Source organism: Methylibium rhizosphaerae, from assembly GCF_006386545.1.
Classification (GTDB): domain Bacteria; phylum Pseudomonadota; class Gammaproteobacteria; order Burkholderiales; family Burkholderiaceae_C; genus Pseudorivibacter; species Pseudorivibacter rhizosphaerae.
Window position 1 is genome coordinate 26433 of sequence record NZ_SWAR01000037.1, and the last position, 21770, is coordinate 48202.

21 protein-coding genes are annotated in these 21770 nt (G+C 69.7%); 14 read left to right on the forward strand and 7 right to left on the reverse strand.

Going from position 1 to position 21770, the window contains the following annotated elements; translation table 11 throughout:
- The first annotated feature begins 65 nt into the window (after window positions 1–65).
- Window positions 66–962: a transcriptional activator NhaR gene (gene nhaR, locus E8D38_RS21875; protein ID WP_140635581.1), complete on the forward strand. Its 897-nt coding sequence runs from the start codon at window positions 66–68 to the stop codon at window positions 960–962.
- A 269-nt stretch (window positions 963–1231) separates the two neighbouring features.
- Here nhaR and E8D38_RS21880 read toward each other — a convergent pair whose 3' ends face one another.
- Together E8D38_RS21880 and E8D38_RS21885 are read right to left on the reverse strand one after the other, a co-directional pair.
- A complete protein-coding gene (locus E8D38_RS21880) occupies window positions 1232–1633 on the reverse strand; it encodes a DoxX family protein (protein ID WP_140635583.1) in 402 nt (133 codons plus the stop codon).
- Window positions 1634–1687: 54 nt separating this feature from the next.
- On the reverse strand, window positions 1688–2977 hold the full coding sequence (locus tag E8D38_RS21885) for an Hsp70 family protein (protein WP_140635585.1): 1290 nt from the start codon (window positions 2975–2977) through the stop codon (window positions 1688–1690).
- A 112-nt stretch (window positions 2978–3089) separates the two neighbouring features.
- Between E8D38_RS21885 and E8D38_RS21890 the strand changes: the two genes are divergently transcribed.
- A complete protein-coding gene (locus E8D38_RS21890) occupies window positions 3090–3986 on the forward strand; it encodes a GNAT family N-acetyltransferase (protein ID WP_140635588.1) in 897 nt (298 codons plus the stop codon).
- 26 nt (window positions 3987–4012) lie between these two features.
- Window positions 4013–4546 carry an RNA 2',3'-cyclic phosphodiesterase gene (gene thpR, locus E8D38_RS21895; protein ID WP_140635590.1) on the forward strand — a complete coding sequence of 178 codons (534 nt, stop codon included), beginning with the start codon at window positions 4013–4015 and terminating at the stop codon, window positions 4544–4546.
- Window positions 4547–4560: 14 nt separating this feature from the next.
- Here thpR and E8D38_RS21900 read toward each other — a convergent pair whose 3' ends face one another.
- Complete coding sequence (locus E8D38_RS21900) at window positions 4561–5370, reverse strand: acyl-CoA thioesterase (protein ID WP_140635592.1); 810 nt, start codon at window positions 5368–5370, stop codon at window positions 4561–4563.
- Window positions 5371–5623: 253 nt separating this feature from the next.
- Here E8D38_RS21900 and E8D38_RS21905 point away from each other — a divergent pair, with 253 nt between their 5' ends.
- From E8D38_RS21905 to E8D38_RS21920, 4 genes are all read left to right on the forward strand, one after another.
- Window positions 5624–6172: a hypothetical protein gene (locus E8D38_RS21905; protein ID WP_140635594.1), complete on the forward strand. Its 549-nt coding sequence runs from the start codon at window positions 5624–5626 to the stop codon at window positions 6170–6172.
- Between the two features lie 188 nt (window positions 6173–6360).
- On the forward strand, window positions 6361–6831 hold the full coding sequence (locus E8D38_RS21910; RefSeq protein WP_140635596.1) for a hypothetical protein: 471 nt from the start codon (window positions 6361–6363) through the stop codon (window positions 6829–6831).
- A gap of 13 nt (window positions 6832–6844) precedes the next feature.
- Window positions 6845–7705: a D-hexose-6-phosphate mutarotase gene (locus E8D38_RS21915; protein ID WP_246099602.1), complete on the forward strand. Its 861-nt coding sequence runs from the start codon at window positions 6845–6847 to the stop codon at window positions 7703–7705.
- A 59-nt stretch (window positions 7706–7764) separates the two neighbouring features.
- Window positions 7765–7962 carry a DUF3606 domain-containing protein gene (locus E8D38_RS21920; protein WP_140635600.1) on the forward strand — a complete coding sequence of 66 codons (198 nt, stop codon included), beginning with the start codon at window positions 7765–7767 and terminating at the stop codon, window positions 7960–7962.
- Window positions 7963–8097: 135 nt separating this feature from the next.
- On the opposite strand, the gene E8D38_RS21925 is transcribed toward E8D38_RS21920, so the two are convergent.
- Window positions 8098–9387 carry a maltoporin gene (locus E8D38_RS21925; RefSeq protein ID WP_140635602.1) on the reverse strand — a complete coding sequence of 430 codons (1290 nt, stop codon included), beginning with the start codon at window positions 9385–9387 and terminating at the stop codon, window positions 8098–8100.
- Between the two features lie 379 nt (window positions 9388–9766).
- Between E8D38_RS21925 and E8D38_RS21930 the strand changes: the two genes are divergently transcribed.
- The 7 genes from E8D38_RS21930 (at window position 9767) to E8D38_RS21960 (ending at window position 19544) form a co-directional block, all read left to right on the forward strand.
- A complete protein-coding gene (locus E8D38_RS21930; protein WP_140635604.1) occupies window positions 9767–10525 on the forward strand; it encodes a response regulator in 759 nt (252 codons plus the stop codon).
- A gap of 42 nt (window positions 10526–10567) precedes the next feature.
- Window positions 10568–13162: an ATP-binding protein gene (locus E8D38_RS21935; RefSeq protein ID WP_140635606.1), complete on the forward strand. Its 2595-nt coding sequence runs from the start codon at window positions 10568–10570 to the stop codon at window positions 13160–13162.
- 165 nt (window positions 13163–13327) lie between these two features.
- Window positions 13328–14596, forward strand: a complete 1269-nt coding sequence (locus E8D38_RS21940) for an ABC transporter substrate-binding protein (protein WP_140635607.1) — start codon at window positions 13328–13330, stop codon at window positions 14594–14596.
- Between the two features lie 146 nt (window positions 14597–14742).
- On the forward strand, window positions 14743–15651 hold the full coding sequence (locus E8D38_RS21945; RefSeq protein ID WP_246099603.1) for a carbohydrate ABC transporter permease: 909 nt from the start codon (window positions 14743–14745) through the stop codon (window positions 15649–15651).
- Window positions 15648–16535 (forward strand): carbohydrate ABC transporter permease, encoded by an 888-nt coding sequence (locus E8D38_RS21950; protein ID WP_140635611.1) that lies wholly within the window; start codon window positions 15648–15650, stop codon window positions 16533–16535. Before E8D38_RS21945 ends, E8D38_RS21950 begins: the two co-directional genes overlap by 4 nt.
- 142 nt (window positions 16536–16677) lie before the next feature.
- Window positions 16678–18423: an alpha-amylase family glycosyl hydrolase gene (locus E8D38_RS21955; protein WP_140635613.1), complete on the forward strand. Its 1746-nt coding sequence runs from the start codon at window positions 16678–16680 to the stop codon at window positions 18421–18423.
- Window positions 18351–19544, forward strand: a complete 1194-nt coding sequence (locus E8D38_RS21960; RefSeq protein ID WP_140635615.1) for an ABC transporter ATP-binding protein — start codon at window positions 18351–18353, stop codon at window positions 19542–19544. Before E8D38_RS21955 ends, E8D38_RS21960 begins: the two co-directional genes overlap by 73 nt.
- Here the strand turns inward: E8D38_RS21960 and E8D38_RS21965 are convergent.
- The 3 genes from E8D38_RS21965 to E8D38_RS21975 all read right to left on the reverse strand — a co-directional run bounded on the left by E8D38_RS21965 (window position 19519) and on the right by E8D38_RS21975 (window position 21743).
- Entirely contained in the window at window positions 19519–20058 is a 540-nt protein-coding gene (locus tag E8D38_RS21965; protein WP_140635617.1) for an SRPBCC family protein, read from the reverse strand. The genes E8D38_RS21960 and E8D38_RS21965 overlap by 26 nt on opposite strands.
- Before the next feature lie 101 nt (window positions 20059–20159).
- Window positions 20160–21224: an oxidoreductase gene (locus tag E8D38_RS21970; protein ID WP_140635619.1), complete on the reverse strand. Its 1065-nt coding sequence runs from the start codon at window positions 21222–21224 to the stop codon at window positions 20160–20162.
- Between the two features lie 9 nt (window positions 21225–21233).
- On the reverse strand, window positions 21234–21743 hold the full coding sequence (locus E8D38_RS21975) for a cupin domain-containing protein (RefSeq protein WP_140635621.1): 510 nt from the start codon (window positions 21741–21743) through the stop codon (window positions 21234–21236).
- Window positions 21744–21770 lie beyond the last annotated feature (27 nt).

Here is a 21770-nt window from a genome sequence, read left to right on the forward strand (position 1 = left end):
CTATGCACGCGAACACTTCGCGTAAAGTCGATTTATCTGAAGGGTCGTTTCGCGTAAAACTGACAATGAACTTCAAGCATCTCTACTACTTCTGGGCCACCGCCAAGGCGGGGGGCATCGTGCGGGCCGGCGAGCAGCTGCACACCACGCCGCAGACGCTGTCGGCCCAGATCAAGCTGCTCGAAGGCAGCCTCGGCTGCAGCCTGTTCCGCAAGAGCGGCCGCCGGCTCGAGCTCACCGAGGACGGCCACGTCGCGCTGGGCTATGCCGACCAGATCTTCGCGCTCAGCGCCGAGCTCGAGGCGGCCATCGGCAAGCGCCGGCCGGGCCCGGCCACGCTCGAGTTCCGGGTCGGCATTGCCGATGCGGTGCCCAAGGCCATTGCCTACCGGCTGCTGGAGCCAGCACTCGACGTGCCCGGCCCGGTGCGCCTCGTCTGCCACGAAGGCAAGTTCCAGGAGCTGCTGGCGCAGGTGTCGGTGCACCGCCTCGACCTGGTGATCGCCGACGAGGCCATGGGCCGGCAGATGAGCGTGAAGGCCTTCAACCATGCGCTGGGCACCACGGCGATGAGCTTCTTCGCCGCGCCGGCGCTCAAGGCCACGCTGGCCCGCGCCTTCCCGAAATGCCTGGACGGCGCGCCCATGCTGGTGCAGGGCGCGGCGTCGGCGATGCGCCAGCGTCTCGAGCTCTGGCTGACCCGCCACGGCCTGCGCCCGAGAGCCGTGGGCGAATTCGACGATGCGGCACTGATGAAGGCCTTCGGCCGCGAAGGCCGGGGCGTGTTCATGGCGCCCACGGTGCTGGAAGAAGAAACCTGCGCCCAGTACGGCGTGCGGGTGCTGGGCCGCACCGCCGAGCTCGTCGAGGAGTTCTATGCCATTTCGGTGGAGCGGCGCATCACGCACCCCTGCGTGGCGGCCATCACCGAGGCGGCCCGGGGCGAGCTGTTCGGCGCCTGAGCGAGGGCAGGCGCGACGGGCAGGCCTGGCCAGGAGTCTGCGCGGCAGAACCGGCCTACCGCAAGCGCAAGTGGATTGCCGAGCCGCCCAATGGTTGAGCGCAAGCTGAGCCGGGTGCAGCCATCGTCAGACTGACTGCTGCCTCCCTCGCGGAGGGAGGCTGGAGGGTGCGGTCGAACAAGCTGGAGCTCCCTCGCGGAGAGGGCTCGGGGGAGCCGTGCGTTCAGCCGCAGGCTAGGGAGGCTACGCGGCTTATGCCGCGCAGACTCCTAGCCCTTGTTGTCCAGCGACAGCGGCCCCGCGCCGAACGCCGCCACGAACAGCAGCCCGCCCACGATGGCGAGGTTCTTGAAGAAGTTGATGCTCTGCATCATCTGCTGGTCGGCCGGCATGGCCCAGAAGTTGTGGAACAGGAAAGCCGCCAGCAGCGTGAACACCGCCAGGATCAACGCAGCCCAGCGCGCCTTGAAGCCGATCAGCAGCGCCAGCGCCACCACAACCTCCACGACGATGGTCCCGGCGGCCGCCACCTGCGGTAGCGGCAGGCCTTTCGAGGCGATGTAGCCCACGGTGCCCGAGAAGCCGCTGATCTTGCTGACACCTGCCGGGATGAACAGCAGGGCGATCAGGATGCGACCGAGCAGGGGACCGAATTTTTCCAGGACCGGCATGGCGTTGCTCCGTGGTTGAGGTGGCGCAAGGCTAGCGGGCGGCCTGATCCGTGTCTAGGCGAACAGCCGTGAGGCATGGAGCCCCAGCCCGGTGGCCACGCTGGCGAACCGGTCGCCGCGCACGGCGCGCGCCTGGCCGAAGGCACGTGCCAGCCGCTCGGTCAGCAGGCGCAGGCCGGTCGAGCCGCCGGTGAAGTACAGCGCATCCACCCGCTCGGGCGCCACGCCGGCCTGGCGTGCCGTGTCCAGCGCCGCGGCGACGATCTTCTCGATGTCGGCCTCGATGGCCTGCACGGCCGTGTGCTCGTCCAGCGGCACTGCCAGGCCCGGCTCCACGTGGCCGAGGTCGATGGTGGTGTCGGCGCCCGCGGCGACGGCGATCTTGGCCGCCTCGGCGCGGGCTGCGAGGTCGTGGCCCAGGCGCTCGGTCACCACCGTCATGAGCCGCCGGTGGTGCGCCGGGTTGCCGTAGAAGGCCAGCATGCGCTTGAGTTCGGCCACCCGCTGCGGGTGGTACACGGTGTTGATGAGGTGCCAGGTGGCGAGGTCGAAGTACACGCCGTTGGGCACTTCGCGCGGCGCCTGGCCGTGGTGGCTCGGGCCGTGCGACTTGTAGCCCAGCTCGCGCAGCAGGCTGGCGAGTTCCACCCGCCGGTCGAAGTCGGTGCCGGCGATGTGCACGCCGTGGTTGGCCAGGATGTCGTCCTTGCGTTCGAGGCGCGACAGGCGGTCGGGCCCCACCCGCACCAGCGAGAAGTCGGACGTTCCGCCGCCGATGTCGGCCACCAGCACCAGCTCCTCGCGCCGGGCCTGGCGCTCGTAGTCGAAGGCGGCCGCGATCGGCTCGTACTGGAAGGCGAGTTCCTCGAAGCCGACGGCCCGCGCCGCGCTGGCCAGCGAGGCCTGCGCCTGCGCGTCGCGCTGTGCGTCGTCGTCGACGAAGAACACCGGTCGCCCGAGCACCGCGCGGGCGATCGGTTCGCCCAGGGACGCCTCGGCCAGCGACTTCAGGTGGCGCAGGTAGCCGGTGATCACGTCGAGGTACTTCACCGCATGGCCGCCGCCCACGTCGGTCGTCTGCTCCACCAGCGTGGAGCCGAGGATGCTCTTCATCGAACGCATGAGCCGGCCGTCGTAGCCGTCCACATACGCGGCCACCGCCGCCCGGCCGAAGGCCCGCGGCGGCTCGGCGCCCGGCGGCAGGGCTTCATGCTCGGCGAAATAGAACACGGCCGTCGGCATGGTCGGCTGTCCCGGTTCCAGCTCGATGAGCCGTGTGGCGCCGGCCGCGGGCACCGCGACGGCAGAGTTCGACGTACCGAAATCGATGGCGCAGTAACTCATGGTGGCTCGCAGAAAACGACAAAAGCCCGCACGCGGTGCAACGCGGCGGGCGGGGTAGTGTGGGCGGGGCGCGGATTCTATGCCCGGGCCTTGCCGGCGGCAGAATGCCCCCATGCAGAAGATCGACATCGTGGCGCGAGCCCACTGGCCTGAACTGGCCGCCTTCATCCACCGGCACAACCGCCGCAGCGACGGCCGCGCGAGGTGCCTGCATGCCGAACATGGCGACACGGCCGACGCCCAGGCGAGCGAGATGCTGGCCATCCCCGACGGCGAGGCCTGCTTCGTGGCGGCGCGCGCGGGCACGGGCGGCGAATGGTCGGGCATGGCCGGCTGCGAGCTCGACCCGGCGCTGGGCCGGGCCTGGCTGCGCGGGCCGCTCACCCGCGATGCCGACGACGCCGCCCTGCAGGTGGCGCTGATCCACGCGCTGGAAGCAGCGCTGCCCCGTGCGGTGCGCCGCTTCGACGCCTTCCCGCAGGTGAGCGAAACCGCGCTGCGGGCGAGCTACCGCGCTGCCGGCTATCGCGACCACATGCAGCACCATGTCTTCTGCCTGGAGCGGCCGCAGGCGCCGCCCCCCTGGCCCGAGGCGGTGGCCGCGCAGGCGAGTCCCGCCGCTGCCGAGCTGGCCGCACGCCTGCATGAGCAGCTGTTCCCCGACACCTACCTCACACGCACCTCCATGCTCGAGAGCCTCGACGACGAACACCGCCTGTTCGCGGCCGAGGTGGGCGGCACGGTGGCGGGCTATGTGTACGTGCAGGACAAGCCGCTGGAGGACGAGGGCTACATCGACTTCATAGGGGTCAGCGCCCAGGCACGCGGCCGCGGGCTGGGTCGCGCGCTGCTCGATGCGGCCGTGCACTGGGCGATGGTGGAGCGCGGCCGGCCGCGGGTGAGCCTCACGGCCCGGCAGGACCGCACGCCGGCGCTCGGCCTTTATGAAGCCGCCGGCTTCCGCGAAGTCGCCGCCGGCGCGCACATGATCAAGGTGCGGACCGCCTGACGCCGACGCACCGCCCCGCACCGCGCATGAACCGCCCCGACGACGACGCCCTTTCGCCGACCGCGAGGTTGTTCGTCGGGCTGTGGCCGGACGATGAGACCCGGCAGGCGCTGCACGACCACCAGGCGCTGTGGCAGTGGGGCCGCAGCGCGGTACCCACCCGCCGCGAGCGCCTGCACATGACGCTGCACTTCCTGGGCGACTGGCCGCGTGAGCTGGTGCCTGCGCTGGTGCAGGGGCTCGCGGTGCCGTTCGAGCCCTTCACGCTGCGGCTCGACGATGCCGGCGTGTGGCGCAACGGCATCGCCCGCGTCGGGCCGGTGGAGCCGCCGGCCCCGCTGCTCGCGCTGCACCACCGGCTGGCCCTTGCGCTGGCCCGCCTGGGGCTGGTGCCGGCGTCGGGCCGCTTCGCGCCGCACGTGACCCTGGCGCGCGGCGCGGCGCAGGCGATGCCGCCGCGCCGTCCGCCTTCCATCGTCTGGCCGGTGGCGGGTTATGCGCTGGTCGAATCGGACCTGCGGCCGCCTGCCAGCTACCGCATCCGCGCCGTCTACGGGTGACCGGTCACTACCCGTCACCCGTAGACGGCGACCAGTTGGTAGCCGAGGGATGCCAACTGGCCGTCTGGGGTCCAGAGGGTGGCGGCCTGGTTCACGTAGCCCTCGCCCGCGGCCTTGGTGTCCATGTCGATGCGCCACCAGCCGTCGGCCGGTATCGGCTGCGGCGGGCTGCGCAATTCGAGCGACCACGACACCGAACTCGCCGGCTTGCGTTCCTTCAGCTGCCCGAGTGCCGGTGTGGGCGGCGCATCCGACAACAGCACCGTCAGCAGCTCGGGGTCGAGCGCCTCGTCCTTCAGGCGCAGGTGGATGCGGGTGTTCCAGCCCGGCTGCCCGGAGAAGGGGACCGGTCCTTCGGCCCAGCCCATCTGCAGGTGCTGGGTGAAGTTGGGCGTCACGCCGGCGATGAAAGGCAGCACCCGCGCCTCGGAGGCCGCGGTGGCCGCCGCCGGCTGCTGCGGGTGCAGGACCGGCAGCGCGGTCTCGCGCGCTGCGCCGAACACGCCCACCAGCAGGGCCGCCGGCTCGCCGCCTTGCGACACGGTGGCCTGCACCTGCCGCATGTTCTTGCCGGCCCGCAGCGTGGTGACCGCCACCTGCACCGGGCCGGCGCCCACGGGGCCGATGAAGTTCGTCTGCAGCGCCCGCAGCGGCGCCGCACGGCCCGCCACGTCATGCATGGCCTGCACCCCCAGCGTGGCCACCAGGCCGCCGAAGGTGGTGCGGCCCTGCAGCCAGTCGTCGGTGATGGCCATGCTGACGACATCGCCTTCCCGGCTGCGACGGGAGAGGAGGGCGGTCAGGGGAGAAAGCGGTGCGCTCATGAGGACTTCCAGTGCAGGGGGTGGGGCGGATTATCGAACGATCGTGCTTTTCTTGCCGGTGTGCCGGTCCGGAGCGGGTCTGTAGGACTGTTCCGGCGGTGTGATCGGCAGGCTCCTAAGGCCGTGCTGCCGGTGTTCCTGCCGTGCCGGGGCGCCGGGCTACCTAGGCTTTGGGGTGTTGGACGCCAACGATGCGCCGCAGCTTCTTGCGGCGCCGGCGATCGACTCTTCAACTTCCAGAAGGAGGCCATCCATGAAGCTATCGAACCTTGCCCAGGCCGCTGCAACCGCCTGTACCGCGCTCGCGCTGTGCTCGGGGGTGTATGCCCAGAACGACAAGGGAGCCTATGACCAGGCCCGCAACTCGGCGAAGGCCACCTATGACTCGGCCAAGAAGCAGTGCGGCAGCCTGTCCGGCAATGCCAAGGACGTCTGCGAGAAGGAAGCCAAGCTCGCCCGCGTGAAGGCCGAGCAGGAAGCCGAGGCCAGCTACAAGGGCACCGCCAAGGCCCGCCAGGATGCGACGGTCGAGGTGGCGCAGGCTGAATACGACCTCGCCAAGGAGCGTTGTGAAGACAAGTCCGGCAATGACCGCGACGTCTGCACCAAGGACGCGAAGGCTGCCTATGAAAAGGTGAAGGCCGATGCCAAGGCCCAGCGCGAAACCGCCAAGGCCGGCAAGGAAGCCTCCGACGAGAAGCATGCAGCGGCCTACAAGGCTGCCCGCGAACGCTGTGACGCCCTGTCCGGCAATGCCAAGGACAGCTGCATCGAGCAGGCCAAGGCCCAGCACAAGCAGTAGCGAGGAAGCAGCCAAGGGGGGCGGGGGCGGTCGAGTCGGATCACAACCCTCGCGGCCCCGACGGCTCTTCGGTGGCATGATCGGCGCCCTCGGGGGTGTGAGGCGGCTCGTCCGTCTTCCGTTCCCACCCAACATCGAGAGGTCCGTTCGACATGTCCGTTCTGTCCCGATGCGCGGGGCTGCCGCTGGTGGTCGCCGCGCTTGCCGTTTTTTGCGTCGCAGCCCAGGCGGCGGACCCTGCCCAAGCGAAGAAGGGCCACGTCCTTTCCCTGGGGGGCCAGGGCAAGGGCGGCGGAAAGCTGCTCACCCGCAACGAACTGCGCGAATGCCTGGCGCAGGAAGTGCGTGTCAAGGCGATGAGCGAGGAGGCCGTCACCCTGCAACGTGCGATCGATACCGACAAGAGCGAGATTGCGAAGCACGCCGAAGAGCTCAAGCTGGCGCTCGAGACGCTGGACCGTACCAGCAAGGAGGCAGTGGATGCCTTCAACGCCAAGGGGGCCGAACAGGAACGGCGCATCGATGCCTACAACGAAAGACTTCCAGCCTTCAACGCCAAGGTCGAGGCGATGCAAGGCGAGCGGGCCGCCTTCGTGACGAATTGCGCTGACCGCCCGTATGACGAGGGCGACTATTTCGCCATCAAGCGCGGCAAGTGAACGGGCGCCAGCGGTGGACGAGATCTCTTCGGTGCTGACCCGGTTCAACGGACGCTCCGCCGTGGCCCTGCAGGCACCCGACGGTGCTCAGGCCGTGCTCCTCCTGCAAGGGGCGCAGCTGGTGAGCTGGCGCGCGCGTGACGGCCGCGAGCGCTTGTACCTCTCGGACAGTGCCGTGTATGCCGACGGGCAGGCGGTGCGCGGCGGGGTGCCGGTCGTGTTCCCGCAGTTCGAAAAGCGCGGGCCGCTGCAGCGGCACGGCTTTGCTCGGGTGCTGCCGTGGACGCTGGAGCGCGCCGATGTCAGTCGCGAGGGGGCGCTCGCAGTGCTGCGGCTCGAATCCAGCGACATCACGCTCGCCCAGTGGCCGCACCGGTTCGCGGCCGAACTCACGGTCAACGTGAGCAACGAACGCCTGGACGTCGAGCTGGAGGTCGAGAACACCGGCGATGCGCCGTTGTCGTTCACGGCGGCCTTGCACACCTACCTGCGCGTCCACGAAGTCGAGGAAGCCAGCCTCGAAGGGCTGCGCGGGCAGACCTACCTCGACAGCCTCACCGGCCGGGAGGCCATGCAGGGCCTGGGCGCGGTGACGGTGGAAGACGAGGTGGACCGCATCTACTGGGGCCACCCCGAACACGACCGCACGCTGCTGCTGCGCGAACCCGGGCGCACGCTGGCGATCGACCAGCAGAACTTCCCGGACACCGTGGTGTGGAACCCCTGGACCGAAAAGGCCCTGGCGATGGCCGACCTGCCGCCTTCGGACTTCCGCCGCTTCCTGTGCGTGGAAGCTGCCGCCATCGGCGAGCCGGTGCAGCTGGCGGCCGGGGAAGCCTGGTGGGGGCGCCAGACGCTGCGCACCCAGCCCTGAGCGCCGCGGCGCCGGGCACACCGGTTGCCGGGAACCTGCAGTTCCATCCGGAGGTTCCCATGTCGTCCCGACTCGAAGAACAGGCGCCGGCCGCGGCGCAAGGCAGCATCGACCTCACCGCCGATGCCAACGTGTCCTACTGGACCCAGACGCTCGGCATTTCCGAGCTGGACCTGCGCAAGGCGGTGGCCGAGGTCGGCACCGAAGTGACGGCCGTGCAGGGCTTCATGGCCCAGCAGGCCCCCTCGACCTCGTAAGAAAGGCCGGTGTCGCTGCCGGCGTACCCGCCGGACGGGGTGCCCACCCGGGCCGCCGCGCCGGGCCGCTCCCAAGCAAGGCCCGCCCCCTCACGGAGGGGTGGCCGGCGTACTCGCCGGACGGGGTGCCCCCACTCACCACCACACCTCTGCTTGCACGCCGTAGGTGGTGCCGGTGGCGTTCGTGCCGAACACGCCGGTCGTCGACAGCGCGTCGCCGGGCGCTGCCGCCGCCTGCGCACCCGAGTTCCACCTGGCATAGGTGGCGAAGGCGCGGATCACCGGGCGTGACCATAAGTTGCGGCCGGCACCGTACTGGGCCGCCAGCGTCAGCTTGGCGAGGCGGCGGCGCGCGCCGGTGTCGGGCTTGAACTGGTCGTAGCCGGCCTCGACCGCCGCGCTGACCTGGTCGCTGAAGTGGTAGACCGGGCGCACGCCGAACGACACCCACTTGCCCGACAGGCTGTCGCCGTTGGCATGGGTGCCGGCGATGTCTCGCTGCTCGTACACCACGGTGGCCATGCCGGAGAGGTTGTCGATCAGGCCGCCGGGCTGCCACACCACCGACTCGACGATGCGCCAGGTCTTGTCGCCCTTGGCCGCGCCGAAGCTGGGGAAGCTGTGGTCGAGGTTGGCGATGGCGCCCTTGCCGTACTGCAGCGCCAGCTTGTTGTAGCCGCCGCCGAAGATCTCCTTTTGCGTGTGCATCAGCGTGAGGCCGCTGCCGCCGGTGTTTTCCACACCGTCGCGGCTGTTGGCCTTGCGCCAGTCGAGGCCGATGGTCAGGCTGCCGTTCGGGTTGGTGGGAATGTCCTTCCAGCGCAGGTCGTGGCCGATCAGCTGTCGTTCGGCGGCGGTGGCCGGCGGTGTGGTGCCGGCCTCGCCGTTGCGGCGCAGCGCATAGCTCAGCCTGCCGACACCCACGTCGATGTTCTCGATGCCGGCGCCTGGGCCGCTGTTGCTCCAGAAGTAGAAGTCGTTGATGTGCACGTCGTGCCGGTCGTAGTAGCGCTTGCCGGCCCACAGGCTGGCGTTCGCGAACGCGCCGGCGCCGATCTTGTCGGCCTCGACGAACACCTCGCGCCATGACGGCGTGAACTGCTCCCAGTCGAGGTTGTTGGGCAGCACGAAGGCAGCCATCGTCGAGAAGCGGAACGTGGTGCCGCCGGGCGCCTTGTAGACCTGGCTGCCGAACGACAGCTCGCCGTAGGTTTCGCACTCGTTGCCCAGCCGGTACTTCCTGGGCGCCCCGGGCAGCTGGAAGCACACCTGGTCGCCGCCCTGGGTGCTTGCGCCGATGCCCGAGCGAAAGTAGCCGTGGAAGTCGACCGACACCGGGTCGGCCTGCACGGCGGGTGGCAGAGCGGCGGCCAGCGCCGCAACGGCGGTGGCGAGGGGTGTCCGGGAGGGGTTCAGGGTTCGCATGGGGTCTCCTCGTGTCGTGCGTGAATGCGTTGGATGTGTCGTCGAGTGCCCCGGGGCTTCGATGCCTCGGGCGGCGCGACTCTAGGAAGCCCGTGCTGCGCGCGGATTTGATGTGTTGGTCACATCGCGTCATTCGCTGCGGCGTGTTTCATGTGTGAACGGCGGCGTTGACGAATGAAATCGGCGAGAGCGCCGATGCGTCGAACCTCGCGGCCGCAGGAGACGACGAGACGTACGGGATCAGGTGAGTCACCGATTGAGGGTGCCGCGAGAGCACCGCACCATGTCTCGATGACAAAACATGTGGCTCTACGACATTGAGCGCCGCCCGCAGACAAGGCGGCGCCACGGAGGTGTACCCGGCGCACGGGGGGCAGTCATGACCGCCGACCCTGGCGAAGCCGTGCCCGCGCGGCTGCTGGTGGTGGACGACGACGCCGACATGCGGGCCATGCTCGACGATGCGCTGCGCAAGAGCGGCTTCGCTGTCGACGGCGTGGAGAGCGCCGCGCAGATGCGCGAGGCGATGGCCGGGCACGACTACGCGCTGGTATTGATGGACCTGCGCCTGCGCAACGAAGACGGCCTGATGGTCGCGCGGCAGCTGCGCGAGGTGTCCAGCGTGCCGATCGTGATGATCAGCGGCAGCAGCGACGAGACCGACCGGGTGCTGCTGCTGGAGCTGGCGGCCGACGACTTCCTCATCAAGCCCTTCAGCATGCGCGAGCTGGTGGCCCGGGTGAGGGCGGTGCTGCGCCGCTACGAACACACCGACGGTGCGCTGGCCCATGCCCCGGCCGCGCGTGCGCGGCGCAAGGGCCAGTGCCTGGCGTTCGGCCCCTGGGTGCTCGACCTCGGCGAGCGCGAGCTGTCGTCGCGCGACGGCGCGGTGTGTGCGCTGACGCAAGGCGAGTTCCGCCTGCTCGAGGCCTTCGTGCGCCATCCGCACCGTGTGTGGACGCGCGACGAGCTGCTGGAACAGACCCGCAGCGCCGACACCGAGGTGTTCGACCGCACCATCGACGTGTTGATCCTGCGGCTGCGCCGCAAGATCGAACCCAATCCGAAACACCCGCAGTTCATCTGCACCGAGCGGGGGCTGGGGTATGTGTTCAGTGCGGACGTGGTGCAGGTGTAGCGCCCGACCGTCGGCGTCCGATGCGCCGCTGCCGAAGCCAGCATGACCCCCCGCCTCATCGACCGCGTCCGCACGCGCCTGCTGGCGGCGCTCGTGGTGCTCCTGGCTGCGGCCATCGTGCTGGCCGCACTCGGCTGGTACGGCATGCGCAGCGCGCAGCTGGCGCTCACCGGCTTCCAGGGCGAGGTGCTGCCCAACGTCACCCAGGCGCTCGAGCTCGCCGAGCGCACCGCCAAGCTGGCCGCCATCGCACCCAACGTGGTGGAGTCGCAGTCGGCGGCCATGCTCGACAGCAACGCGCAGGCGCTGCGCACGCTGCTCCAGGAGATCGGGCGGCGCGTCGATACGCTCGGCAGTGAAACAGAACTCGGCCCGCGGCTGCGCCGCCTGCTGGGTGACGTGCAGCGCGACCTCGACCAGCTGGTGAAGCTCACGCGCGCGCGCCAGGACGCCGAGGCGGCGATGCAGCAGCAGATCGCCACGCTCGACCGCATCGGCGACGTGATGCCGGCGATCGCGGCGGCCGCCGGCAAGGGGCAGCCGGCGCTGGCGGCGCTGTGGACCGAACTCGTGGTGGGTGTGGGTGCCGACAACGCCGCCAAGCTGGGGCGGCTCGAAGCGGATGTCGAGGCCTTGTGGATCGCGGCGCACCGGCGCGGCGGGCCGCCTGCGCTGTCGCCCTCGATCGAGCAGGCGCTGCGCGACGTGGCGTTCGGCCCGCACAACGTGCTGTCGCTGCGCCGCCAGCAGCTCGAGCTGGAGCGGCGCACCGCCTATCTGGTGGTGCTCACCCGCAGCAACGCCGACCAGCTGAGCGACGACGTGGGGCAGTACGTCACCTCGTTGCGCGAGCAGGCGGCCGAGCGCCGCTCGCAGGTGCAGCAGGCCATCCGCTCGGGCGAGACGGCGATGCTCCTGCTGGCGCTGGGCTGCATCCTGATCGCGGCACTGGCCACCCGCTACGTGCGCCGCTTCGTCGGCCAGATCGAAAGCATCACCCAGGTCATGTCGCGGCTGGTGGCCGGCGACACCGCGTCCACCACGACCGCACCCACGCCGGCCACCCTGCGGCGCGACGAACTGGGCGCGCTGGCCCGCAGCTTCGATGTGTTCCGCGATGCGCTGCTGGCCAAGCAGGCGCTGGTGGCGGACCTGCGCACCCAGAGTGCGCTGCTCGAGGCGGTGCACCACAACATGACCGATGCGCTGGCGGTGTTCGACCCTCAGGGGGCGCTGCTGCTGTGGAATCAGCGTCTGGCCGACCTGTTCGGCCGCCATGGGGCGGTGCCGGAAACCGGCATGAGTCCGCGGGCGCTGATGCAGTCGCTGCCCGCCGGCACCACCTGGACGGCGCCGGGCCAGACACAGCCCGAGCCGCTGCCGGCCGGCGGCGAGCTCGACCTGACCCGCTTCGACCACATCGAGCTGCACCTGCCCGACGGCCATGTATACGACCTGCGCAGCCGCGCCATGCCCGACGGCGGCACCGTCACCCTCGCCACCGACCTGACCGCACGCCGCGCCATCGAGCGCCAGGAACAGCACACGCAGCGCCTCGAGGTGCTGGGCCAGCTCACCGGCGGCGTGGCGCACGACTTCAACAACTACCTGGGCACCATCATCGGCAACCTGGGGTTGCTGGAGGCGGAAGGCACCTTGCCGCCGGCCGCGGCCACACAGCTGCAGCGCGCCCGGCGCGCGGCCGGCAGCGCGGCGGCGCTCACCCGGCGGCTGCTCGCCTTCGCGCGGCGCCAGCCGCTGGCCGCCGAGTCGGTGCCGGTGGATGCGATGGTCGAGGAGATGCGCGACCTCATCGAATACAGCGCCGGGCCGCAGGTGCAGGTGGCGCTGCGGCTGCAGGCCGGCGGCGCCTGCGTGCACGTCGATCGAGGGCACCTGGAGAACGCCTTGCTCAACCTCGTGCTCAACAGCGCGGCGGCCATGCCCGAAGGCGGCGAGCTCGCCATCACGACATGTCGTGTGGAAGCCGCGGTGGAGATCGAGGTGGCCGACACCGGTACGGGCATCGCCGAGCACCTGCTCGACAAGGTGTTCGAACCCTTCTTCACCACCAAGGCGCCGGGAGAGGGGAGCGGGCTGGGGCTGAGCATCGTGTACGGCTTCGTGCGGCAGTCGGGAGGCGACATCAGCGTGAGCAGCACGCTCGGCCGCGGCACGCGGTTGCGCCTGCGCTTCCCGGTGGCGGCCGCAGGCGCGCTGCCTGCGCCGGGGGCGGCACCCGCGGCGGCGAGCGGTGCGATGGCCGGCCTGCAGATGCTGGTGGTCGACGACGACGAGGCATTCCGTTCCACCTTGACGGACATGTTGCGAGCCGCCGGCGTCGGCGTGACCGAGGCCGCCGGCGGTGCCGCGGCACTGCAGGCGGTGGAGCAGATGCCGGCCTGCGACCTGGTGCTCACCGACGTGTGCCTGGGCGGGGCGATGGACGGCGTGCAGCTCGCCAATGCCCTGCACCAGCGCCACCCGCGGCTGCAGCTGTGCCTGATGTCGGGCATGTCGTTCGAGCCCGTGCTGCACCGGCTGGCCGCCGGCGTCACGGTGGGCTTGTTGAACAAGCCCTTCGACCTGGCGGCGCTGGCAACCCAGATCGAGGCGCTGGCGGTGCCCGCCGGCTGAGGCGGGCACGCGAAATGCCCCCGTTTCGGCGACCGTGCCGCTGAAACAAACGAAATCTGCGGTTCATGCGGTGCGTGTCTGATGCGGTCCCGGCGCGAAGAGCGCCGAGGTTCAGCGCGGCGGCCTTGGCTGCCGCCGCACGACAAGACACAGGAGACACAAGCGATGAAGCGACTCGGATTCACGGCCCTCGCGGCCGCCTTGCTCGTGGGCGGCATGGCCGCCGCCCAGGCAGCCCAGATCAAGATTTCGTGCGGCGCCGTCGGCCAGGAGCTGGAGCTGTGCAAGAGCGCGGCCGAAGCCTGGGGCAAGAAGACGGGCAACGAGGTGCAGGTGGTGGCCACGCCCACCGATGCCAACGAACGCCTGGCCCTGTACCAGCAGATCCTGAGCTCGCAGTCCGACAAGATCGACGTCTACCAGGTCGACGTGGTGTGGCCCGGCCTGCTGGCCAGCCACCTGCTGGACCTGACGCCCCATGCCAAGGGTGTGCAGAAGCAGCACTTCGAGAGCATCGTGGCCAACAACACGGTGGGCGGCAAGCTGGTGGCCATGCCCTGGTTCACCGACGCGGGCCTGCTGTACTACCGCAAGGACCTGCTCGACAAGCACAAGCAGAAGCTGCCTTCCACCTGGGACGAGCTGGCGCAGTCGGCCAAGCTCATCCAGGATGCCGAGCGCAAGTCGGGCAACGACAAGATGTGGGGCTATGTGTGGCAGGGACGCGCCTACGAGGGCCTCACCTGCAACGCGGTCGAATGGCTGGTGAGCCACGGCGGCGGCACCATCGTCGAGCCCAACGGCAAGGTGAGCGTCAACAACCCGAAGGCGGTGAAGGCCCTGCAGACAGCGGCTTCATGGGTGGGCAGCATCTCGCCGTCGGCGGTGCTCAACTACAGCGAAGAAGAATCGCGCGGCGTGTTCCAGGCCGGCAATGCGGTGTACATGCGCAACTGGCCGTACGCCTGGGCGCTTTCGCAGGCGCCCGACAGTGCCATCAAGGGCAAGGTCGGCGTGGCGGTGCTGCCCAAGGGCGGCGCCGACGGCCGCAGCGCGGCGGCGCTCGGCGGCCAGCAGCTGGCGGTCTCGAAGTACACCAAGAACGCCGCGCTCGCGGCGGACCTCGTGATGTACATGACCAGCGCCGAGGTGCAGAAGCAGCGCGCGCTGAAGGGGTCGTTCAACCCCACCATCGGCGAGCTCTACAAGGACAAGGAGATCCTGGCGGCCAACCCGTTCATGGGCGAGCTCTACAGCACGTTCGCAAACGCGGCGGCGCGCCCCGCCACGGTGACGGGCGCACGCTACAACCAGGTGAGCAACGCCTTCTGGAACAGCGTGCACGAGGTGCTGTCGGGAAAGGCCAAGCCCGACGTGGCGCTGCAGCAGCTCGAGACCAACCTCGGCCGCACCAGCCGCGGCGGCAAATGGTAGCCAGGCACTGAGGCAGCGCAATGCGTACCACGATGCCCGTTCGCCCTGAGGTATCGAAGGGCGGCCACCGTTCGTCGCAGGGCTTCGATACCTCAGCCCGAACGGGTATCGAGGCCGGTGCGACGCCAAAGCAAACCGCCGCGGACGTGCCGTCCACCGGCAGCATCGAGCGCTACCGCACCCGCTGGGCCTGGCTGCTGCTGGCGCCCATGCTGGTGCTGCTGCTGGTCATCGCCGGCTGGCCGTTGGCCCGCACGCTGTGGTTCAGCCTGACCGACGCGCAGCTCTCGCAGCTCGAGCAGTGGCAGTTCGTCGGCCTGGAGAACTACGTCGGCGAATACGGCGTGCTGGCCGATGCGCAGTGGTGGCGCTCGGTGTGGAACACGCTGGTGTTCGCGGTGCTGTCGGTGACGTTCGAAACCGCACTGGGCCTGGGCGTCGCGCTGCTCATCAACCACCCGTCGCGGCTGCGCACGGTGCTGCGCGCCGCGATGCTGCTGCCCTGGGCGATTCCCACGGTGGTGTCGGCCAAGATGTGGAGCTGGATGCTGCACGACCAGTTCGGCGTGGTGAACCACTACCTCATGGCGCTCGGCCTCATCGGCGCCCCGATCGCCTGGACGGCCGACCCCGACCTGTCGCTGCTGGCCATCGTGATGGTCGACGTGTGGAAGACCACGCCCTTCATGGCGCTGCTCATCCTGGCGGCGCTGCAGATGGTGCCGCTGGACTGCTACGAGGCCGCGCGGGTCGACGGCGTGAAGCCCTGGGCGGTGTTCCGCCACATCACGCTGCCGCTCATCCTGCCCGGCGTGGCGGTGGCCATGATCTTCCGCATGCTCGATGCGCTGCGGGTGTTCGACGTGATCTACGTCATGACCTCCAACAGCCGCGACACCAAGAGCATGTCGGTCTACGTGCGCGAGCAGCTCATCGACTTCCAGCAGGTGGGCGTGGGCTCGGCAGCGGCGATGCTGCTGTTCTTCACCATCGCGCTCATCACCGTGGTGTATGCGGTGGCGATGCGCACCCGTGTCGAAAGGGCCTCGGCATGACCACCACCACCATCACGACCACCACCGCGAAAACCAGGCCGCATGGCAGCGCAACGCAGCCCCCGGCATGGGCGCGTGCCGGCTACTGGGTGCTGGCGCTGCTGTTCATCGCGTACTCGGTGTTCCCCTTCCTCTACGCGGTGTCCACCTCGTTCAAGCGCGGCGCGCAGATGTTCTCGCCCGACCTCATTCCTGCAGCACCCACGCTGTTCAACTATGCGTCGGTGTTCCGCGACCAGCCGTTCGCGCACAACCTGCTCAATTCGGTGCTGGTGGCCTCGGGCGTGGTGCTGCTGTCGATGGCGGTGAGCCTGACCGCCGCCTGGGCGCTGGGGCGGGTGGAGTTCCGCGGCCGCGGCCTGCTCATGATGACCATACTGTCGGTCTCGATGTTCCCGCAGGTGGCGGTGCTGTCGGGCATGTTCGAGCTGGTGCGTTTCTTCGGCCTGTACGACCACCTCGGCTCGCTGCTGTTCGCCGACCTGATGCTCACGCTGCCCTTCACCGTGTGGGTGCTGGTCACCTTCATGAAGCAGCTGCCCAAGGAGCTGGAGGAGGCCGCCATCATGGACGGCGTCGGGCCGCTGGGCACCATCTTCAAGATCTTCCTGCCGGTGCTGTGGCCGGCCATCATCGCCACCGGGCTGCTGGCCTTCATCGCGGCGTGGAACGAGTTCCTGTTCGCGCTCACCTTCACCATCTCGACCGAACAGCGCACCGTGCCGGTGGCCATCGCCTTCATCAGCGGCGCGGGCGGCTACGAGCTGCCCTGGGGGCCGATCATGGCCGCCTCCGTCATGGTCACCTTGCCGCTCATCGCGCTCGTCATGTATTTCCAGCGGCTCATCGTCGCGGGCCTCACAGCGGGGGCTGTGAAAGGCTAGCGATGCGTTCAACCGAGGGCCACGTGCAGCCACCCTCACCCCAACCCTCTCCCGCCGGCGGGAGAGGGGGCCGCTCCCTCTCCACCGCTTGCGGGGGAGAGGGTCGGGGTGAGGGGGACGGCCGACCCGCAACCACCACACCATGAATCACAGCCAGCACCACGACTGGTGGAGGGGCGGAGCCCTCTACCAGATCTACCCGCGCAGCTTCCAGGACAGCAACGGCGACGGCATCGGCGACCTGCCGGGCATCACGCAGCGCCTGCCCTACATCGCCTCCCTCGGTGTCGAGGGCCTGTGGATATCGCCGTTCTTCAAGTCGCCGATGCGCGACTTCGGCTACGACATCAGCGACTACTGCGACGTCGACCCGATCTTCGGCACGCTGGCCGACTTCGACGCGCTGGTGGCCGCGGCGCACGAGCTCGGCCTCAAGGTGCTGATCGACCTCGTGCTCAGCCACACCTCGGCCGACCACCCGTGGTTCAGGGAAAGCCGTGCCAGCCGCGACAACCCGAAGAGCGACTGGTACATCTGGGCCGACGCGAAGGAAGACGGCTCGCCGCCCAACAACTGGCTGTCGCTCTTCGGCGGCAGCGCCTGGCACTGGGACACCCGGCGCAAGCAGTACTACATGCACAACTTCCTCACCTCGCAGCCGGACCTCAACTTCCACTGCGCCGAGGTGCAGCAGGCCGCGCTCGACGTGGCCGAGTTCTGGCTGGCGCGCGGTGTCGACGGCTTTCGCATGGACGTGGTGAATTTCTACTTCCATGACCGCCTGCTGCGCGACAACCCGCCGCAGCCGCCCGGCGAATGGGCCGCGGCGGTGCCGCACAGCAACCCCTATGCGAAGCAGCGCCACCTCTACGACAAGAGCCAGCCCGAGAACCTGGCCTTCCTGGAGCGCTTCCGTGCGCTGATGGACCGCTACCCCGGCACCACCACCATCGGCGAGATCGGCGACGACCGGCAATACGAGCGCCTGGGCGAATACACCAGCGGCCACCGGCTGCACATGGCCTACACCTTCAACCTGCTGGGCCATCCCTGCACGCCGGCCTACATCCACGGCGCGCTCGAGGAGTTCGTGGCCAACACGCCGGGTGCCTGGGCCTGCTGGAGCCTCAACAACCACGACGTCGAGCGGGTGGTGACCCGCTGGCAGAGCCTGGGCGAGCCCGACCGGCTGGCGCCGGTGCTGCTGGCGCTGCTGTGCTCCCTGCGCGGCTCGCCCTGTCTCTACCAGGGCGAGGAACTGGGCCTGGGCCAGGTGCACCTGCCGTACTCGGCCATCCAGGACCCTTACGGCAAGGAGATGTGGCCCGACTTCCCCGGCCGCGACGGCTGCCGCACGCCGATGCCCTGGGCGGCCGATGCGCCGCACGGCGGCTTCACCACCGGCACGCCGTGGCTGCCCGTGGCCGAGGAGCACGTGCACCGCGCGGTGAGCCGGCAGGACGGCGACGACCAGTCGCTGCTGTCGACGTACCGCCGCTTCCTGCGCTGGCGGCGCGAGCAGCCGCTGCTGCGCACCGGCGGCATGTCGCTGCTGCCGGCGCATGAGCAGGTGGTGGCCTTCGTGCGCCACAGCGAAGAGCCCGGCGCGTGCGGCGAGCGCAAGCACCTCGTGTGCGCCTTCAACCTCTCGCCGCTGCCGGCGCGCTACGAGCTGCTGGCCTCCGGCGAGGTGGCGCCGGTCAACGGGCACGGCTTCATCGGCAGCCATGAAAGCCAGGTGATCGTGCTGCCGCCGCATCAGGCCTTTTTCGGTCACTTCGTTCCCGCGAGCCAGCTGGAAAGGACTTCCTCATCATGTCCCGCATCGAACTGCGCAACGTCGCCAAGCGCTTTGGCGAGATCTCCATCCTTCACGACATCGACCTGAACATCGAGCCGGGCGAGTTCGTCGTGTTCATCGGCCCTTCGGGCTGCGGCAAGTCGACCCTGCTGCGGCTCATCGCCGGGCTGGAGGACGCCACCGACGGCGAGATCGAGATCGACGGCCGCGTGGTCAATGCGCTGCCGCCGTCGAAGCGCGACGTCGCCATGGTGTTCCAGAGCTATGCGCTGTATCCGCACATGAACGTCTACGAGAACATGGCGTTCGGCCTCAAGCAGCAGAAGATGCCGGCGCCCGAGATCGAGCAGCGTGTGAAGGAGGCCTCGCGCATCCTGAAGCTCGACGAACTGCTCGACCGCAAGCCCAAGCAGCTGTCGGGCGGGCAGCGCCAGCGGGTGGCCATCGGCCGCGCCATCGTGCGCAAGCCCAAGGTCTTTCTTTTCGACGAGCCGCTGTCGAACCTGGACGCGGCGCTGCGGGTGAACACCCGGGTCGAGATCGCGCGGCTGCACCGCCAGATCGGCTCGGCCAGCATGATCTACGTGACCCACGACCAGGTCGAGGCCATGACGCTGGCCGACAAGATCGTGCTGCTGCGGCCGGGGGCCGGCGCGCGCGGCGAACCCAGCATCGCGCAGGTGGGTTCGCCGCTCACGCTCTACCACCGGCCGGCCAACCGCTTCGTGGCCGGCTTCATCGGCTCGCCGTCGATGAACTTCATCGACGGCGTCGTGGAGGCCGCCGACGCACGGCAGGTGGTGCTGCGCTGCGGCACGCAGCAGCAGGTGGCGGCGGTGGACGGCAGCGAGCTGAAGCCCGGCCAGCGCGTCACCCTCGGCATCCGCCCCGAGCACATCGAGGTGGCGCGCCGCAACGGGTCAGCCGGCGGTGATGTGTGGCCGCTGGTGGTGAGCCACGTCGAGCACCTGGGCGAACACGGCTACGTGTATGCCCGCCGCGGTGTCGACGAGGCGCCGCCGCTCATCGCCAAGGTGCCCGACGAAGGCTATGACGAGGGCGACGCGATCAGCCTGCGTTTCCCGCCCGAGGCGGTGCACGTCTTCCGCGAAGACGGCACGGCGTTGCCGAGGGGCGAGCGTGCCCCGTCCGGCGAGATGCCGGCGCGTCGCGCCGCAACCGTCAGGGCTTTTCCGACAGCGTCTTGAGACCGGCCAGCCCGGCCTCGAAGTCCTTGCCGACCATGCTGTCGGCGCTGAGCGCAAACCAGCGGAACAGCGGGTTGCTGCCCATGTCGCCGTCCATGGTCCAGGTCACCCGGGTGGTGCTGGGCCCCTGGGCTTCGAAGGTCAGCACGCCCCGGGAGGTGGTGCCGAAGTCCGGGAAGTAGAGGTCGAAGGCGACCAGCTTCGAAGGCTCGGCCTGGGTGAGCGTCATTTCGCCGTCGCCCTCGCTTTCGCTCTTCCAGGCCCACTTGGCGCCGGTGCCTTGTTCGGCCCCCGAGTATTCGATGCGCATCTTCGGGTCGCGCTGGTTCCACGCAGACCACTGCTTCCATGCGCGCGGGCTGGCCACGAAGCCGTACACGCGCTCGGCCGGCGCGTTGATCACCGTGCTGCGGCTGACCTTGAACTTGGGCGACAGGAAATAGCCGCCGCCCACCAGCACTGCGCCCAGCACGATCACCACGATCAACAACCACTTGATGAACTTCACCAGCATGTTGCTGCCCTCCAGGCAGTTTGTTTTCTTTTGAGAAGCGCGAAGGGTAAGCGGCCCTTGCCGTCAAGGCAACAAGTCGTGTCCAGACGGCAGTTTGGGCACTACGGTTGCTGCGGTGACACCTCGCGGCGCTCCGCAGCGCTGGCGATGCCGGCTTCGATCAGGGCCATTACCCGGGCCGCCTCCAGCCCCGTCACCGGGTTGGGGCCCGAGCCCTGCACGGCGTCTCGCACCGTGGCATAGAAGGCCAGGTAGTTGCCCTGGGGGTGGGGCGCCGGCACCGTGCGGGCCGGGCCTGCCGGGTCGTCATGCAGCGTCAGGACGGCGGGCCGGGGGTCGGTGCCCCATTCGCCCAGCGCTGCCAGCTGTGGCCGTGCTCCGGCCTTCATGGCGTCTTCCTGCGTGTCGAGCCCGTGCTTCACGAAGCTGCCGCGGGTGCCGTGGACGGCCCAGCGCGGCGCGGGCTGTGCGGTGAGGGTCGAGGCATGCAGGCGCACCCGCAGCGCATGACCGTAGCGCAAGGTGGCGGCGAAGCAGTCGTCCGCCGAGGCGCCGTCGCGCAGCCGGGCCAGGTCCAGATGGATGCCATCGGGCCAGCCGAACAGCTGCACTGCCTGGTCGACGAGGTGCGGGCCGAGGTCGAACCACAAGCCGCTTCCAGGGCCCCCGGCTTCGCGCCAGCGGTCCTTCACCACCGGGCGGTAGCGGTCGAAGCTCGCCTGCACCTCGACCACGCGGCCCAGCGCGCCGCCTGCGAGCACCTCGCGCAGCGCCAGGAAGTCGCTGTCCCAGCGGCGGTTGTGGAACACCGACAGCACACGCTGCTGCCGTGCCGCCAGCGCGATCAGGTCGCGCGCCTGGGCAAGGTCGAGGGTGAAGGGCTTGTCGACCACCACATGCTTGCCGGCCAGCAGCGCGGCACGGGCGATCGGATGGTGGGTGTCGTTCGGCGTGGGCACGACGACGAGGTCGATGTCGCTGCGCGCGAACAGGGCCTCGGGCGTGGACAGCGGCTCGACCTGCGGCCAGTCGGCAGCCACCCGGGCCGGGTCGCGGCTGCTGATGGCCGCCAACTGGAGGCCCGGCACGCCGTTGATGAGCGGGGCATGGAAGACCTGTGTGGCATAGCCGTAGCCGACGATGCCGACGCGCAAGGGTGATGTCATGCCGGTGGTTCAGAGGAGGTGCTGGAGATCGGGCCGCAGCTGTTGCAGTGCCGTCCGCAATGCGGTGCCGTCGCGGCCGAAGGCGAAGTCGGCGAAGTCGAAGCCGGGGCCGACGGTGGCGCCCACATAGGCAAAGTCGCCGAGCGGTTCGGCCGCCTGCCACCAGCCCGAAGGCACCACGTGGCGGGGCAGCCGGCCTTCGGCGGCGCGCCCGAGCTCGACGCAGTGCACCTCGTCGAGCGCCGGTGTCACGAGCCACAGCCGCAGCGGCCCGCCTTCGAGCAGGTGCCAGGCCTCGTCGGAGTCCACGCGGTGCCAGGCGCTGAACTGGCCCTGCACCAGCAGGAAGTCGATGCTGGTGAGCGCGCTGCGCTCGGGCCGTGCGTCTCGAGGGTCCACCGCATGCGGCGAACGGAAGAACTCGCGGAACCAGCCGCCTTCCGGATGCGGCTGCAGCTGCAGCGTTGCAATCAGTTCGGCGGCGCGGCCGGCGGGCGGGTGGACGGCGGAGTCAGGCATGGCGGCATTGTGCGGGCCGCCATGCGG

What these genes read in the sequence shown, in the direction of transcription:
- nhaR (WP_140635581.1), top strand. Translation starts at nt 66, where the DNA reads ATGAACTTCAAGCATCTCTACTACTTCTGGGCCACCGCCAAGGCGGGG.
- E8D38_RS21880 (WP_140635583.1), bottom strand. Translation starts at nt 1,633, where the DNA reads ATGCCGGTCCTGGAAAAATTCGGTCCCCTGCTCGGTCGCATCCTGATC.
- E8D38_RS21885 (WP_140635585.1), bottom strand. Translation starts at nt 2,977, where the DNA reads ATGAGTTACTGCGCCATCGATTTCGGTACGTCGAACTCTGCCGTCGCG.
- E8D38_RS21890 (WP_140635588.1), top strand. Translation starts at nt 3,090, where the DNA reads ATGCAGAAGATCGACATCGTGGCGCGAGCCCACTGGCCTGAACTGGCC.
- thpR (WP_140635590.1), top strand. Translation starts at nt 4,013, where the DNA reads ATGAACCGCCCCGACGACGACGCCCTTTCGCCGACCGCGAGGTTGTTC.
- E8D38_RS21900 (WP_140635592.1), bottom strand. Translation starts at nt 5,370, where the DNA reads ATGAGCGCACCGCTTTCTCCCCTGACCGCCCTCCTCTCCCGTCGCAGC.
- E8D38_RS21905 (WP_140635594.1), top strand. Translation starts at nt 5,624, where the DNA reads ATGAAGCTATCGAACCTTGCCCAGGCCGCTGCAACCGCCTGTACCGCG.
- E8D38_RS21920 (WP_140635600.1), top strand. Translation starts at nt 7,765, where the DNA reads ATGTCGTCCCGACTCGAAGAACAGGCGCCGGCCGCGGCGCAAGGCAGC.
- E8D38_RS21925 (WP_140635602.1), bottom strand. Translation starts at nt 9,387, where the DNA reads ATGCGAACCCTGAACCCCTCCCGGACACCCCTCGCCACCGCCGTTGCG.
- E8D38_RS21930 (WP_140635604.1), top strand. Translation starts at nt 9,767, where the DNA reads ATGACCGCCGACCCTGGCGAAGCCGTGCCCGCGCGGCTGCTGGTGGTG.
- E8D38_RS21935 (WP_140635606.1), top strand. Translation starts at nt 10,568, where the DNA reads ATGACCCCCCGCCTCATCGACCGCGTCCGCACGCGCCTGCTGGCGGCG.
- E8D38_RS21940 (WP_140635607.1), top strand. Translation starts at nt 13,328, where the DNA reads ATGAAGCGACTCGGATTCACGGCCCTCGCGGCCGCCTTGCTCGTGGGC.
- E8D38_RS21950 (WP_140635611.1), top strand. Translation starts at nt 15,648, where the DNA reads ATGACCACCACCACCATCACGACCACCACCGCGAAAACCAGGCCGCAT.
- E8D38_RS21955 (WP_140635613.1), top strand. Translation starts at nt 16,678, where the DNA reads ATGAATCACAGCCAGCACCACGACTGGTGGAGGGGCGGAGCCCTCTAC.
- E8D38_RS21960 (WP_140635615.1), top strand. Translation starts at nt 18,351, where the DNA reads ATGTCCCGCATCGAACTGCGCAACGTCGCCAAGCGCTTTGGCGAGATC.
- E8D38_RS21965 (WP_140635617.1), bottom strand. Translation starts at nt 20,058, where the DNA reads ATGCTGGTGAAGTTCATCAAGTGGTTGTTGATCGTGGTGATCGTGCTG.
- E8D38_RS21970 (WP_140635619.1), bottom strand. Translation starts at nt 21,224, where the DNA reads ATGACATCACCCTTGCGCGTCGGCATCGTCGGCTACGGCTATGCCACA.
- E8D38_RS21975 (WP_140635621.1), bottom strand. Translation starts at nt 21,743, where the DNA reads ATGCCTGACTCCGCCGTCCACCCGCCCGCCGGCCGCGCCGCCGAACTG.